This window comes from Mesorhizobium sp. WSM4840 (genome assembly GCF_055811755.1).
In genome coordinates this window covers 57,765-70,206 of sequence record NZ_JBVVQD010000004.1, presented here as the reverse complement: position 1 = coordinate 70,206, position 12,442 = coordinate 57,765, and the positions used below count along the sequence as shown (strand labels likewise).

Annotated in this window: 10 protein-coding genes; 3 read left to right on the top strand and 7 right to left on the bottom strand. The window is 62.8% G+C overall.

Going from position 1 to position 12,442, the window contains the following annotated elements; translation table 11 throughout:
- Positions 1–84: 84 nt before the first annotated feature.
- Positions 85–801, bottom strand: coding sequence for a gamma-glutamylcyclotransferase (locus AC0L3I_RS07875; RefSeq protein WP_473485189.1), 717 nt, complete (start codon positions 799–801; stop codon positions 85–87).
- Positions 802–974: 173 nt separating this feature from the next.
- Here AC0L3I_RS07875 and AC0L3I_RS07870 point away from each other — a divergent pair, with 173 nt between their 5' ends.
- Entirely contained in the window at positions 975–1,751 is a 777-nt protein-coding gene (locus AC0L3I_RS07870; protein ID WP_473485188.1) for a VOC family protein, read from the top strand.
- A gap of 203 nt (positions 1,752–1,954) precedes the next feature.
- On the opposite strand, the gene AC0L3I_RS07865 is transcribed toward AC0L3I_RS07870, so the two are convergent.
- Entirely contained in the window at positions 1,955–2,443 is a 489-nt protein-coding gene (locus AC0L3I_RS07865; RefSeq protein ID WP_473485187.1) for a hypothetical protein, read from the bottom strand.
- 188 nt (positions 2,444–2,631) lie between these two features.
- On the opposite strand from AC0L3I_RS07865, the gene AC0L3I_RS07860 reads away from it, so the two are divergent.
- Entirely contained in the window at positions 2,632–3,024 is a 393-nt protein-coding gene (locus tag AC0L3I_RS07860; protein ID WP_473485186.1) for a DoxX family protein, read from the top strand.
- 19 nt (positions 3,025–3,043) lie between these two features.
- Here the strand turns inward: AC0L3I_RS07860 and AC0L3I_RS07855 are convergent, their stop codons facing one another.
- Both AC0L3I_RS07855 and AC0L3I_RS07850 read right to left on the bottom strand, forming a co-directional pair.
- Positions 3,044–5,485: a GcvT family protein gene (locus AC0L3I_RS07855; RefSeq protein WP_473526537.1), complete on the bottom strand. Its 2,442-nt coding sequence runs from the start codon at positions 5,483–5,485 to the stop codon at positions 3,044–3,046.
- Between the two features lie 87 nt (positions 5,486–5,572).
- Complete coding sequence (locus AC0L3I_RS07850; RefSeq protein ID WP_473526536.1) at positions 5,573–7,111, bottom strand: trimethylamine methyltransferase family protein; 1,539 nt, start codon at positions 7,109–7,111, stop codon at positions 5,573–5,575.
- 218 nt (positions 7,112–7,329) lie between these two features.
- Between AC0L3I_RS07850 and AC0L3I_RS07845 the strand changes: the two genes are divergently transcribed.
- The gene (locus AC0L3I_RS07845) at positions 7,330–7,920 is read left to right on the top strand and encodes a transglycosylase SLT domain-containing protein (protein ID WP_473526535.1); all 591 of its coding nucleotides are present in this window, start codon (positions 7,330–7,332) and stop codon (positions 7,918–7,920) included.
- Between the two features lie 13 nt (positions 7,921–7,933).
- Here the strand turns inward: AC0L3I_RS07845 and AC0L3I_RS07840 are convergent, their stop codons facing one another.
- The 3 genes from AC0L3I_RS07840 to AC0L3I_RS07830 are packed head-to-tail and all read right to left on the bottom strand — an operon-like array spanning position 7,934 to position 12,391.
- Entirely contained in the window at positions 7,934–10,138 is a 2,205-nt protein-coding gene (locus tag AC0L3I_RS07840; protein ID WP_473526534.1) for a dipeptide ABC transporter ATP-binding protein, read from the bottom strand.
- Positions 10,139–10,186: 48 nt separating this feature from the next.
- Positions 10,187–11,344, bottom strand: coding sequence for an ABC transporter permease (locus AC0L3I_RS07835; protein ID WP_473485181.1), 1,158 nt, complete (start codon positions 11,342–11,344; stop codon positions 10,187–10,189).
- A gap of 12 nt (positions 11,345–11,356) precedes the next feature.
- Positions 11,357–12,391 carry an ABC transporter permease gene (locus AC0L3I_RS07830; RefSeq protein WP_473485180.1) on the bottom strand — a complete coding sequence of 345 codons (1,035 nt, stop codon included), beginning with the start codon at positions 12,389–12,391 and terminating at the stop codon, positions 11,357–11,359.
- Positions 12,392–12,442: the final 51 nt, after the last annotated feature.

The window sequence follows — 12,442 nt, the reverse complement described above, 5'->3', positions numbered from 1 at the left end:
AATTGGTCAATTTTCAGCCAAGTTGCTGAAAACGCTTAATAAAAATATGATAATTGTAGTCATGTTTTCGAGGTGTGCGAGCGATCACGACGCAGACAGGAGGCCCATTCCGGAGGCACGGCCATGGATAGACCTGATCTCGTTCGCGACAAGTTCCTGCAGCCGCCACAGGTTGCGGTCGCGAATGCCGAATTCTTCCAGATGATAGACGGTGTTGTAGAGATATTCGGCGCCCGACCCGACATGCCCGCACGCCCGCGCCAGCACTTGCGCTACCCTCTCCAGCGGCTGTTTGAGCGACGTCCCCCTGCCGGTCACACCGACCCAGAAGCCCAGCGCCCGCAGTGAACCTTGAGCCGTACGCACCGGAAGCCATCTGACCGAGCCGACGCTCTCGTGATCGTCGATCTCGCGCCGCAACAGTCTTTCGATCTGCAGCGGCTTTTCTCCCTCCGGCAAGCGGTAGATCACACCATCGCATCGCCCACCTCGTTCGAGCGCCATCATTAGTCCCGGTTGCGCAGCGCTGCCGCGCCAGCGAGCGATGTCGAGGCAGAAGGACCGATGCCAGCCGAAAGCGGTGGCGCGCTGTCGTTCGACGGACTCGAAAGCCGGCTTCCAGATCAGCGAGCCATAGGCGTACACCCACAAGGGGCCCGCGTCTGCTTCATCAGAAAGCCGCGACGCGAGGGTTTGGAAATCCTCATCGTTCAGTTGCGTCCAACTGCCATCGGGACCGGGATCGGCCTCCTCCCGATGGCATAGCGCGACAAGCTCCGGCGTAAGCGACATTAGGCGCATGAATCGACACCCCCTTACGCAGCAAAGTCGAAAACCGAGACACGCGCAAGATTGCGAATGAGGCGCACCTTGCCGTCATCGATTTCTGGCCCAGATGTCGGATTTCCGTCGCCAAGATCGTCCTAGGATGGATCAAACCACAATCCACAACTGGAAACGCAAGGAGCACGACAATGCCAAAGTCCCCGATGCCCTTCTTCTGGTACGAACTGATGACCACCGACCTCGACGCCGCCGAGGCCTTCTATACAATTGTGGTCGGCTGGACGGCGCAGCCCTTCGATGGCGCGCCAGGCATGCCGCGTTATATCGTCATGAATGTCGGCGAGCGCGGCGTTGGCGGGCTGATGGCGCAGCCGGACGAAGTGCGCAAGATGGGTATGCCGCCGGCCTGGGTCGGTTACATCCACACCAGGGATGTCGATGCCTCGACAAAATCGTTGAAGGAAGCTGGCGGTACGGTTCACCGCGAACCCGATGACATTCCGGGCGTCGGCCGCTTTGCCGTCGTCGCTGATCCGCAAAGCGCGGCCTTCAACTTCCTGCAGCCGATTGGCCCCGACCAGCCGCCGCTACCATCGACGACACCCGGCAACATTGGCTGGCATGAGCTCTACACGTCCGACTGGAAGGCGGCGCTCGATTTCTATTCCAGCCAGTTCGGCTGGACCAAGGGCGACGCCATGGACATGGGTCCGATGGGCACATACCAGCTCTTTGCCTTCGACGGCGAACCTATCGGCGGCATGATGAACAAGCCCGAGCAGATTCCCGTGCCGGTCTGGCAGTTCTATTTCAACGTTCCGGCCATCGACGCAGCGGCCAAGCGCGTGACCGATAATGGCGGCAAGATCCTGATGGGCCCGATGGAGGTCCCCGGCGGCGGCTGGATCGTGCAGTGCACGGATCCGCAAGGCGCTCATTTCGCGCTGATGGCGCCGGTGCGGTAGGCGTCCTGACCGACCGAGTGCTGCCGCTGGATCATTCCAGCGTCAGCACCGCAACTTTGAGACCGGGCGCCGCTGAGTTGGACGGTCGCGGCACCCGCCGCAAGCTTGAAACGCACGCTTTTGCAAATGCCAGGACAGGTTTTCACGCCGCTGAAATCGACCGAGCGAACGGCATGGCCTGAATTGCCTCAGGGCGCGCAAAGTCATTCCGGCGCCAGCACCGCAATCTTAACGGTCTCTTTCTTGGCGCCGCTCAGCTGGATGGTCGCCGGGCCGGCGGCCAGCTTGAAGCGCACGCTCTTGCGGATCCCCGGACAGGTCTTCATACCGCTGAAAGCCGCCAACTTCACGGCTTTGCCGTCCTGAACGACATCGATCCAAGCCTCATCAGACAGGCTGATCTGGAGCTCTCCCTCAGGGGGCACGGCCACGCTTGCCGTCGCGCCGAATGTACCGGCTGCCGGCGCGCGTTCCGGCGGAACGGTGAAGCTGATCGTGTCGACCGGCGCCAACGCCACATCTGCAGCCTCGCCGACCGAAAGGTCAGCCCCGGGCTGCGCGGCGGGCGCTGCCGCAAACAGGGCCTCCTCGCGCGTCACCGGCCATTTGAAAGCAGCACAGCCGGCGTCGTCGGCCATGGCGACGCTGGTGCCTGCAAGGGTGGCGAACAGGCTGACGAGGACTTTTCTCATGGCAAACGGAACCCACATGGTTTGGAGTGTCTGGCTATCAATACAACTATAGCGATCTGAATGCAACCCTAGCGAGAATAGATACGAGGAGCATTCTAATCACCGATTGTTGATGGCAGGCCATGCGAAGTGAATGGTCCCTTGCCGGGCGATAATCTATGGCCGGTTCGGGGTAAAATGGCGTTTGGATGAAGCTTTTCGACGGCCTTGCCAGATATCAGCCGCAGGCGCTGGGCGTTCTGCGCATCATGACCGCGTTGCAGTTCATCGAGCACGGCACACAGAAATTGTTCAATTTCCCGGTCAGCGAACACGCCGGCACCCTGAGCGGCCTATCGCTGACCGCGGGCATCCTCGAATTCGTCGGCGGCATCCTGCTGGTATTGGGCCTTTTCACCAGGCCGGTCGCATTTCTTCTCAGCGGCGAAATGGCGATCGCCTATTTCATGGCGCACATGCCGCGCGATTTCTTCCCGGTCAACAATGGCGGCGACGCGGCAATCTCCTTCTGTTTCATCTTTCTCTATCTGGTGTTTGCCGGTCCCGGCGCCTTGGCGCTGGACAACCGCCGCAGCGCCTGAGCCGCCACCAGCGGCGCCTTTACCCCCGCATCCGCTCGAGATTCGCGTCGAACAGCGGTGTCGGCTGCACGCGCGCGGGATAGCGCTTACCCAAGAGCTCGATCTCGAAACCGTCGGCCTCGTCGGCGATTTCCTTCGGCACGTAGCCCATAGCCACGGACGTCTTCGAATGATGTGCGTAGCCGCCTGACGTCACCCAGCCGCGCACGGCGCCGTCGAACCAGATCGGTTCGTCGCCGATGACGTCGGCGTCTGCCGTATCAACGACAAAGGCGCGCAGCCGCAGCTTGCCGCCTTGCTGGCGCTCAGCCAGTGCAGCCTGCTTGCCGATGAAATCGGTTTCTTTCCCGTAGGCGACGAAACGGTCGAGCCCGGCCTCAAGCGGACCATAGGTCGGCCGGTATTCGCGCGCCCACGAGCCGTAGTTCTTCTCCAGCCGCAGCGCATTGAGCGCGCGCGAGCCGAACAGACCGATGCCGAATTCTTCGCCAGCCGCCATCAGGGTCTGGTACGCGGCACGCTGATATTCCGGCGCCACCCAGATCTCGTAGCCGAGATCGCCGGTGTAGCTGACTCGGCCGACCAGGCACGGCGCCATGCCGATATCCACCTTGCGGATGGCCATGAATGGAAACGCCGCATTCGACACATCCGCCCGCGTGACTTTTGCCAGCACGTCCCGTGCCCTCGGCCCGGCAATCGACAGGCCAGTCAGTCTCGCCCCCAGCGCCTCGATATGGACCGAGCCATCTTGCGGCAGATGCGCCTCGAACCAGCGCATGTGATACTCCTCGGCAATGCCGGAACCGGCGAGGAACCAGCCCTCCCCGTTGGAATTGGGGCTGCCGAGATTGGCCAGCGAGAAATCGCCGATCAGCCTGCCGTCTTCTTTCAGCATCGGCGCCAGCGTCATGCGGCCGGGCTTTGGCAGCTTGCAGGCAAGCAGGCGGTCGAGCCAGGCCGCCGCACCCTCGCCTGTCACCCTGTATTTGGCGAAGGACGAAATTTCCGACAGGCCGACACTTGTCCGCACCGTCTTCACCTCTTTTGCGACATGCTCGAAATCGCTTGAGCGCCGCCACGAGAACTCGTCCCTGACGCCCTCGGGCGCATACCACAGCGGCACTTCCAGCCCGTAGGCCACGCCCCATTGCGCGCCCTTAGCCGACAATAGGTCGTAGACCGGCGTGGTCTTGAGCGGCCGCCCGGCAGGCAGCTCCTCATTGGGGAAGCGGATGGAAAAACGCCGCGAATAATTCTCGCGCACCTTGGCGTTGGTGTAGGCCATCGTTGCCCAGTCGCCGTAGCGCGAGACATCCATCGCCCAGATGTCGGCGCCGGGATCGCCTTCGATCATCCAGTTCGACAGCGCCAGGCCAACACCGCCGCCCTGCGAAAAGCCGGCCATGACGCCGCAGGCGACCCAGAAGCCCGGCAGGCCGCGCACCGGCCCGACCAGCGGGTTGCCGTCGGGCGCGAAGGTGAAGGGGCCGTTGATGATCTGCTTGATGCCGGTGTTCTGGAAGGCCGGAAAATGGCGGAAGCCGACTTCCAGCGATGGCGCGATGCGGTCGATGTCAGGCTCCAGCAGTTCGTGGCCGAAAGTCCACGGCGTGGAAAATTCGGACCATGGCTTGTTGGCCTTCTCATAGGTGCCCATCAGCATGCCGCCGCGCTCCTGGCGCAGATAGAGCTCGCCGTCGAAATCGACCGCATGGATGATCTCCGTGCCGGTCTTCTGGTTCCAGGCGGCAACCTCCGGCATGTCCTCGGTGATCAGGTACATGTGCTCCATGGCCAGCACCGGCAGTTCCAGCCCGACCATGCGGCCGACCTCGCGCGCCCACAGGCCGCCAGCGTTGACGACATGCTCGGCCACCACCTCGCCCTTGTTGGTGATGACGCGCCACAGCCCGTCGGCGCGGCGCACGATGTCCTCGACCTTGGTGAAGCGCTCAACCTCGGCGCCGAGCTTCCTCGCGGCCTTGGCATAGGCGTGGGTGACTCCCGATGGATCGAGATGGCCATCCTCCTTGTTGCGGACGGCGCCGACGAACTGCTTCGGGTCGAGCAGCGGCATCAGCTCGGCCGCCTCATCAGGCGAAATCTCCTCGAGGTCGATGCCGAGATAGCGGCCCTTGGCGACGACGCCGCGCAGCCAGTCGAGCCGCGCCTCGGTCGCCGCCAGAAGCACGCCGCCGGTCAGGTGGACGCCGGTCGCCTGGCCCGACAGCTCCTCGATCTCCTTGTAGAGCGAGATCGTGTATTTCTGTAGCTTGGCGACATTGGGGTCGCCATTGATCGTGTGCATGCCGCCGGCCGCATGCCAGGTCGAACCGGAGGTCAGCTCGTCACGCTCCAGAAGCACGATGTCGGTCCAGCCGTGACGGGCGAGATGGAACAGCACGGAACAGCCGACGACGCCTCCGCCAATGACCACGACCTTTGCATGCGATTTCATGGGTTTTCTCGTTATTTCAGGGAGTTGGAGGGGAACGATGAATCGGGGCGGGAGGAGCCAAGCCACACGAGCGCAAGCCTTCGACCATCATGGCTCGCCTTGCCCGATCGCTTCCTTGCGCCTGGCCACATACACCTCCAGCGCCTCGCGCACGGAAATATCCATCGCCGGTTCGACATGATCTTCCAGCGCTTTCTTCCACAGCCGCGTCGCCCGCGCCGTGGCGTCGAGCCCGCCGGTCTCCTGCCACGCCTCGTAGTTCTGCCAGTTGGAGAGCATCGGCTGGTAGAAGGCGGTGGCGTAGCGCTCCAGCGTGTGCGGCTCGCCGAAGAAATGGCCGCCGGTCGGCACCGCACCCAGCGCCTCGACGGCGAGTTCCGCCTCGTTGACTTCGATTGGGCGCAAAAACTCCATCATGTGCTGGATCATCTCGACGTCGATGATGAACTTTTCGAACGACGCGGTCAGTCCGCCCTCCTGCCAGCCGGCTGCGTGGTAGACGAGGTTGCCGTGGCCGAGCACCGCGCCCCACAGCGCCATCAGCGTCTCATAGGCGCCTTGCGCGTCGGCGGCGTTGGAGGCCGAGCCCGGCGTCGTCCGGTACGGCAGTCCATAGCGCCGTGCCAACTGCCCGGAGGCGATGTTGGCCTTGGTGTTCTCCGGCGTGCCGAAGGCCGGCGCGCCCGACTTCATGTCGACATTGGAGGTGAAGGCGCCATACATGACCGGGGCGCCGGGGCGGACAAGCTGCGTCAAGACCACGCCGAACAGTGCCTCGGCGTTCTGTTGTGCCAGCGCGCCGGCAAGCGTAACCGGGCTCATCGCCCCCATCAGCGTGAACGGCGTCACCGCGACCGATTGGCCGAACTCGGCCATGGTCATCAGCCCTTCAGCCATCATCTCGTCGAAGCGGCGCGGCGAGTTGACCGAGATGATGGTGGTGACGCCGGGATCGTCGCGCATCTGATCGAGCGTCAGTCCGCGCGCGATTGCCATCATTTCGATGCCGTCCAGCGCCCTGCCGCGGCCGATCGCCGAGACGTGAAAACTTTTGTCGGTCAGCGTCAGATTGGCGAAATAGGTGTCGAGGTGGCGGGAATTGGCCGGCAGTTCCACCGGGGCGCAGACCTGGTTGCCCAGCATGTGTACGCAGTTGAAATGCTGCGCCAGCCGGGTGAGATCACAATAGTCGCGCAGGTTTCCGGCGCGGCGGCCGCGTTCCATGTCGTGCACATTGGGAGGTCCGGCGACGAGCGTAAAATTGATGGTGTTGCCGCCGAGATGAACGGCACGGACCGGGTTGCGCGGCGTCAGCGCGTAGCTCGACCGCGTCGTCCCCAGTGCCTGATCGACCATGCCGCGGTCGATGCGGACAGTCATCGACGCATGATCGACCTTGGCCCCGGCCTTTTCGAACAGCGAAAGCGCCCGCGGGCTCATCACCTCAATGCCGAAATTCTCCAGAATGTGCATCGACGCCTGATGGATCGCCTCGATCTGGTCGGCCGAGAGCATCGCCATTGGCGGATAGGGATTTGTCACGCGCCGCAGCGGCAGTTGCGGGATGGCGGCCGGCCCTCTGTTGCTGGTTCGCTCAGCGCCGCGCTTGCGTCTCGGTTCGGCCATGCTGCGCATCAAAGCGCCGGCACGACGATCGGGCTGTCAGAAATCCGCCACCCACGGGCGTGATTTTAGCCAAGGCGGCACTTTGGTAGCTTCATGCCGACAAAAGCGACGGAAAACGTCGGAATATCTATCCTAGTTCTGACCCCCCCAAAGCGGCCGATGGGCCGTTAAGGAACGCAGCAAGATTCCTTTTATGTTTTCGGCCTAATCCTGTTCCAATGGGCAGGTCGAGTTTTAGTAAAATTGTAGCAGTTACCGTGCTGCTGGCGCTGTCGGCCTGCGCGACGCCGCCGAACCATATCAACGATGTCTGCGCCGTGTTCGACCAGAATGACGGCTGGTTCGACAACTGGCAGGCGGCGGCCGAACGCGCCGAACAGAAGCACGGGGTGCCGGTTCGCGTGCTGATGGCGACTGTGCGCAAGGAATCCGGCTTCAAGAGCAACGCCAGGCCGCCGCGCACCAAGCTTCTCGGCTTCATTCCCTGGAAACGTGTCTCCAGCGCCACCGGCTTCTCGCAGGCGCTCGACGGCACCTGGGCGCAGTATCAAAGCGAGACCGGCAGCTGGGCGGCGCGCCGCACCAGCTTCGCCGATGCCGTCGATTTCGTCGGCTGGTATCATTCCAAGACCGCAGACACGCTCGGCGTCGCTCGCAACGACACTTACAACCTCTATCTGGCCTATTATCTCGGCTGGACGGCCTATGGCCGCGGGAACCGCGGCGATGCCGGCGTGCAGCGCTATGCGCGGGCCACCGAGCAGATGGCTCGGGATTACGCCGCGCAGCTACGCCAATGCGCGCCTTGATGGCGCCACGGATCTAACCATCCGTCAGCTTCGGCCTTTTGCCGCGTGGACGCTTGGGCGGAGCGCCGGCAAAGCCCGGACCGACGCCCTGCGGCGCGTCTTCCGACACGCCTTCATTGGCGGCATGCTCCTTGTCGAACTTGATCACCGGCTCCATTTTCGCCAGCACGTCGTCGGCAAGCCAGCACAGGCTCATATGGCCATCGCCGAGATTCTTCACCGGCGGCACCTGCGTCTCGCAAAGATTGTCCGGCACCAGCTTCTTGTAGCCGCAGCGCGTCTGGAACGGACAGCCGGTTGGCGGGTTCATCGCCGACGGAATGTCGCCCTCCAGCACGATGTGCTTCTTGATCACGCTGGTGTCGGCGATCGGGATCGCCGACAGCAGCGCCTCGGTATAGGGATGATAGGGCGGCGAAAAGATCTGGTCGGTCGTGCCCTGCTCGACGATATAACCGAGATACATGACGACGACGCGGTCGGCGATGTAGCGCACCACCGACAGGTCGTGGCTGATGAACAGCATCGTCGTCTTGTTCTTGCGCTGGATGTCCATCAGGAGCTCAGTCACCGCCGCCTGCACCGACACGTCGAGCGCCGAGACCGGCTCGTCGGCCACCACCACCTTGGCGTCGCCGGCAAAGGCCCGCGCCACGCCGATGCGCTGCTTCTGGCCGCCGGAAAGCTGGCGCGGCTTGCGGGTCTCGAACGCCCGCGGCAGCTTCACCAGGTCGAGCAACTCCAGCATGCGCTTGCGGCGGTCGGCGACAGTGTTGCCGACATTGAACTTTTCCAGCGTGCGGATGATCTGCGAGCCGACCGTGTGGCTGGGGTTGAGCGTGTCGAACGGATTCTGGAACACCATCTGGATCGACGACACCGTCTCGACGCTGCGGTTCTCGACGCCGGTCGACTGAATTTGCTGGTTGCCGAGCGTCACGCTGCCGGAGCTTGCCGTCTCCAGGCCGAGCAGCACCTTGGCCAGCGTTGACTTTCCGCAACCGGACTCGCCGACGATGGCGACGGTCTCGGATTCGCGTGCCATGAAGGAGATCGTCTCGTTGGCCTTGACGACGCGGCCTTCGCTCGAGCCGAACACCTCGCTGCCGCCGACCTTGTAGTACTTTTTGAGATCCTCGATCTTGAGCACCGGCGCGCCGGGCTCGACGCGCTCGTTGACCTTCTTGGCGCCGGGCGGCAGCGCCTCCCAGTCGATCTCGTTGAAGCGCACGCAGCGCGAAAAATGGCCTTCATGGCCTTCGACCGCGATCATCGGGATTTCGGCGGCGTTGCAGACGCCCTCGACGAAATGGTGGCAGCGGGGGCCGAAATTACAGCCCTTCGGCCGCTCGTGCGGCAGCGGCAATTGCCCCGGGATGGAGATCAGAGGCCGCGAATTCTTGTCGGCGCCGGGCAGCGGGATCGAGCGGAACAAACCCTGCGTGTAGGGATGGCGCATCCGGTCGAAGACGTCCTTGATCTTGCCGGTCTCCACCGCTTCGCCCGAATACATCACCGTGATGCGGTCGCAGGTTTCCAGGATCAGGCCGAGATTGTGCGACACGAAGATCATCGAGGTGCCGAACTTCTCGCCGAGCCCTTTGACCAGGTCGACGATGCCGGCTTCCACCGTCACGTCGAGCGCTGTCGTCGGCTCGTCGAGCAGGAGCAGCGCCGGCTTCGACAGCAGCGCCATGGCGATGACGATACGCTGTTGCTGGCCACCGGAAAGCTGGTGCGGAAACGAGCGCATCATGCGCTCGGGATCGGGCAGCCTGACCGAGCGCACCATTTCCAGCGCGCGTCGATAAGCCTCTTCCTTCGACACCTTGTCGTGGATCAGCGGCACTTCCATCAGTTGCTGGCCGACCTTCATCGCCGGGTTCAGGCTGGCCATCGGCTCCTGGTAGATCATCGCGATCTTGTTGCCGCGGATGGCGCGCAGTTCCTCGTCGGACAGCTCGCCCATGTCCTTGCCCTGGAACTTTATCCGGCCGCCGACGATCTTTCCGATGTTGGAGAGATCGCGCATGATGCCGAGCGACACGGTCGACTTGCCGCAGCCGGATTCACCGACGATGCCCATGGCTTCGCCAGGCATGACCGTGCAGGAGAAGTCCATAACGGCCGGTATCTCACCCTTGCGGGTGAAGAAGGAGATCGACAGGTTCTCGATCTCGATGATCGGCTCGGCGGGATTTCGAACTGCCTCATTCATGGGTCGCTCCAATCCTTGTTCTTCTAAATAGGGTCGAAGACCCGTCCATCAATCTTTCATCGATTGTTCACGCAGCGAGTCGGCCAAAAGGTTCAGCCCCAGCACGAACGACATCAGCGCGATCGTCGGCGGCAGCGCCGGATGGATGAAGGAGCGCAGCAGCCGGCTGGCATCCTTGATCGCGGTGCCCCAGTCCGGGCTCTCGGGCGCCAGCCCCAAGCCGAAATAGCCGAGCGTGCCGAGCAGGATCGTGGTGTAGCCGATGCGCAGGCAGGCGTCGACGATCAGCGGCCCGCGCGCATTGGGCAGGATCTCCCAAAGCATGATGTACCAGGGCGATTCACCGCGCGTCTGCGCCGCCGCAACATAGTCGCGCGTCTTGATGTCCATGGTGAGGCCGCGCACGATACGGAACACGCCCGGGCTGGAGGCGAACACCACCGCCACGAAGATGTTGAGCTGGTTGGGATCGATGTGGATGATCCTGAACGGGTCGGCGTCGAAGACCAGGCCGGCATAGACCCAGCCGCCAATGATCAGCGTCAGTCCCAAGAGGATGTAGAGGCGGTCGGACCGTTTCTTGTAGCGCGTCCAGAACAGCACGCTGAAGAAGATGATCGGGAACAGGAAGAACAGGCCGGCCATCGCATAGGGAATCGGCGTGTCCATGATGCCCGGCGTCACCAGCAGGTAGAACAGGAGGATCACCGGGAAGGCGAGCACCAGGTTGGCGAGGAAGGACAGCACCGTATCGATCTTGCCGCCATAGTAGCCGGCCGGCAGGCCAAGCGTGATGCCGACCATCAGCGCGAAACCGGTCGCCGCCGGCGCGATGATCAGCACGATCTGGCTGCCATAGACCATGCGGCTGAACACGTCGCGGGCGAGCTTGTCGCCGCCGAAGAGGTAGACAAGTCCCGATTGCGGCTCGATCGCGCCCGGCAGCGCATCCTTCATGATCGCCACCTGGGCAAGCGGATTGAAGGGCGAGATGGTCGACGCGAAGATCGCCGTGAACAGCCAGAACAGGCAGATGCCGACGCCGACGATGCCGACGCTGCTGTCGAAGAGCTGACCGTAGAGGCCAAGCCGCTTCTTGTAGGCGAAGCTCGCCCCCATCACCAGGACGAGGGCGATCCAGACCGGCCAGAAACGCGCAAGCACGCCAAGCACCACATTGAAGGCGCCGATATATTCAAGCAGCATCCGCCCGATCCCCTATTGAACTCTGATACGCGGATTGAGAAACGCGTAGCCGACATCGGAAATGAGCTGTGTGATCAGGACGATGAGCACCGAGACCAGCGAGCAGCCGAGCAGAAGATCGATGTCGTTGTTGCCGGCCGCCTCGACCAGCGTGTAGCCGAAGCCCTGATAGCGGAACATCACCTCGACGATGACGACGCCGGTGAGCAGCCAGGGAAATTGCAGCATGATGACCGTGAACGGCGCGATCAGCGCGTTGCGCAGCGCGTGCTTGACCACGACGCTGCCGAAGGAGAGGCCCTTCAGCCGCGCGGTGCGGATATATTGCTGCGTCATCACCTCGACCATCGAGGCGCGGGTCATTCTTGCGATGTAGCCGATGCCGTAGATCGCCAGCGTCATCACCGGCAAGGTGAAGTTGTAGAAGGTGATACCCCGGCTGGCCGAAGCCGCCGAACCGTTCAGCAGGCCGAGCCATGAGGCGAAGATGACGGTAAAAATGACGCCCGACACATATTCGGGCGTCGCCGTCGAGGCGATCGAGGCGACGGACAATGTCCGGTCGGTTCGCGAGCCCTCGCGCATGCCGGCGAGGATGCCGATCAGAAGCGAGATCGGCACCATCACCACAAGCACCCAGAACATCAGGATGCCGGTGGCGCCGAGCGCCGGGAAAAGCTTCGACGCCACCGTCGTCTTGAACTTGGTCGAGCAGCCGAAATCACCCTGCAGCACGCCGGAGAACGTCGGCTCGACAGGATCGTTGCAGAAGGAAAAACGTCGCGCGGGTTTGCCCGTTGCCGGGTCTGTGACCGGCTGTTTGGGCACGATACCCAGCCATTGGCCATAACGGGAGAAGAAATTCTGGCGGTAGCCATGATTGACCAGCCAGCTTTCGAGCTGCTCGGCCGAGGTGTGCATTTCAGTCTGGCTGATCGCCAGCTTTTTCAGATTGGGGTCGAGATTGATCAGGAAGAACACGACCATCGTCAGGCACAGCATCGTCAATGCCATGGTGCCGAGGCGTCGAAGGATGAAAGAGAGCATGGCGGTCCCCCTGCCGGTCTGGTTGGGGTTGAGGCCGGCTTGGAGCCAAAT

Excerpts from the sequence above, each read along its gene's own strand:
- AC0L3I_RS07870 (WP_473485188.1), top strand. The coding sequence starts at position 975 with ATGCCAAAGTCCCCGATGCCCTTCTTCTGGTACGAACTGATGACCACC.
- AC0L3I_RS07875 (WP_473485189.1), bottom strand. The coding sequence starts at position 801 with ATGCGCCTAATGTCGCTTACGCCGGAGCTTGTCGCGCTATGCCATCGG.
- AC0L3I_RS07850 (WP_473526536.1), bottom strand. The coding sequence starts at position 7,111 with ATGGCCGAACCGAGACGCAAGCGCGGCGCTGAGCGAACCAGCAACAGA.
- AC0L3I_RS07830 (WP_473485180.1), bottom strand. The coding sequence starts at position 12,391 with ATGCTCTCTTTCATCCTTCGACGCCTCGGCACCATGGCATTGACGATG.
- AC0L3I_RS07855 (WP_473526537.1), bottom strand. The coding sequence starts at position 5,485 with ATGAAATCGCATGCAAAGGTCGTGGTCATTGGCGGAGGCGTCGTCGGC.
- AC0L3I_RS07840 (WP_473526534.1), bottom strand. The coding sequence starts at position 10,138 with ATGAATGAGGCAGTTCGAAATCCCGCCGAGCCGATCATCGAGATCGAG.
- AC0L3I_RS07845 (WP_473526535.1), top strand. The coding sequence starts at position 7,330 with ATGGGCAGGTCGAGTTTTAGTAAAATTGTAGCAGTTACCGTGCTGCTG.
- AC0L3I_RS07860 (WP_473485186.1), top strand. The coding sequence starts at position 2,632 with ATGAAGCTTTTCGACGGCCTTGCCAGATATCAGCCGCAGGCGCTGGGC.
- AC0L3I_RS07865 (WP_473485187.1), bottom strand. The coding sequence starts at position 2,443 with ATGAGAAAAGTCCTCGTCAGCCTGTTCGCCACCCTTGCAGGCACCAGC.
- AC0L3I_RS07835 (WP_473485181.1), bottom strand. The coding sequence starts at position 11,344 with ATGCTGCTTGAATATATCGGCGCCTTCAATGTGGTGCTTGGCGTGCTT.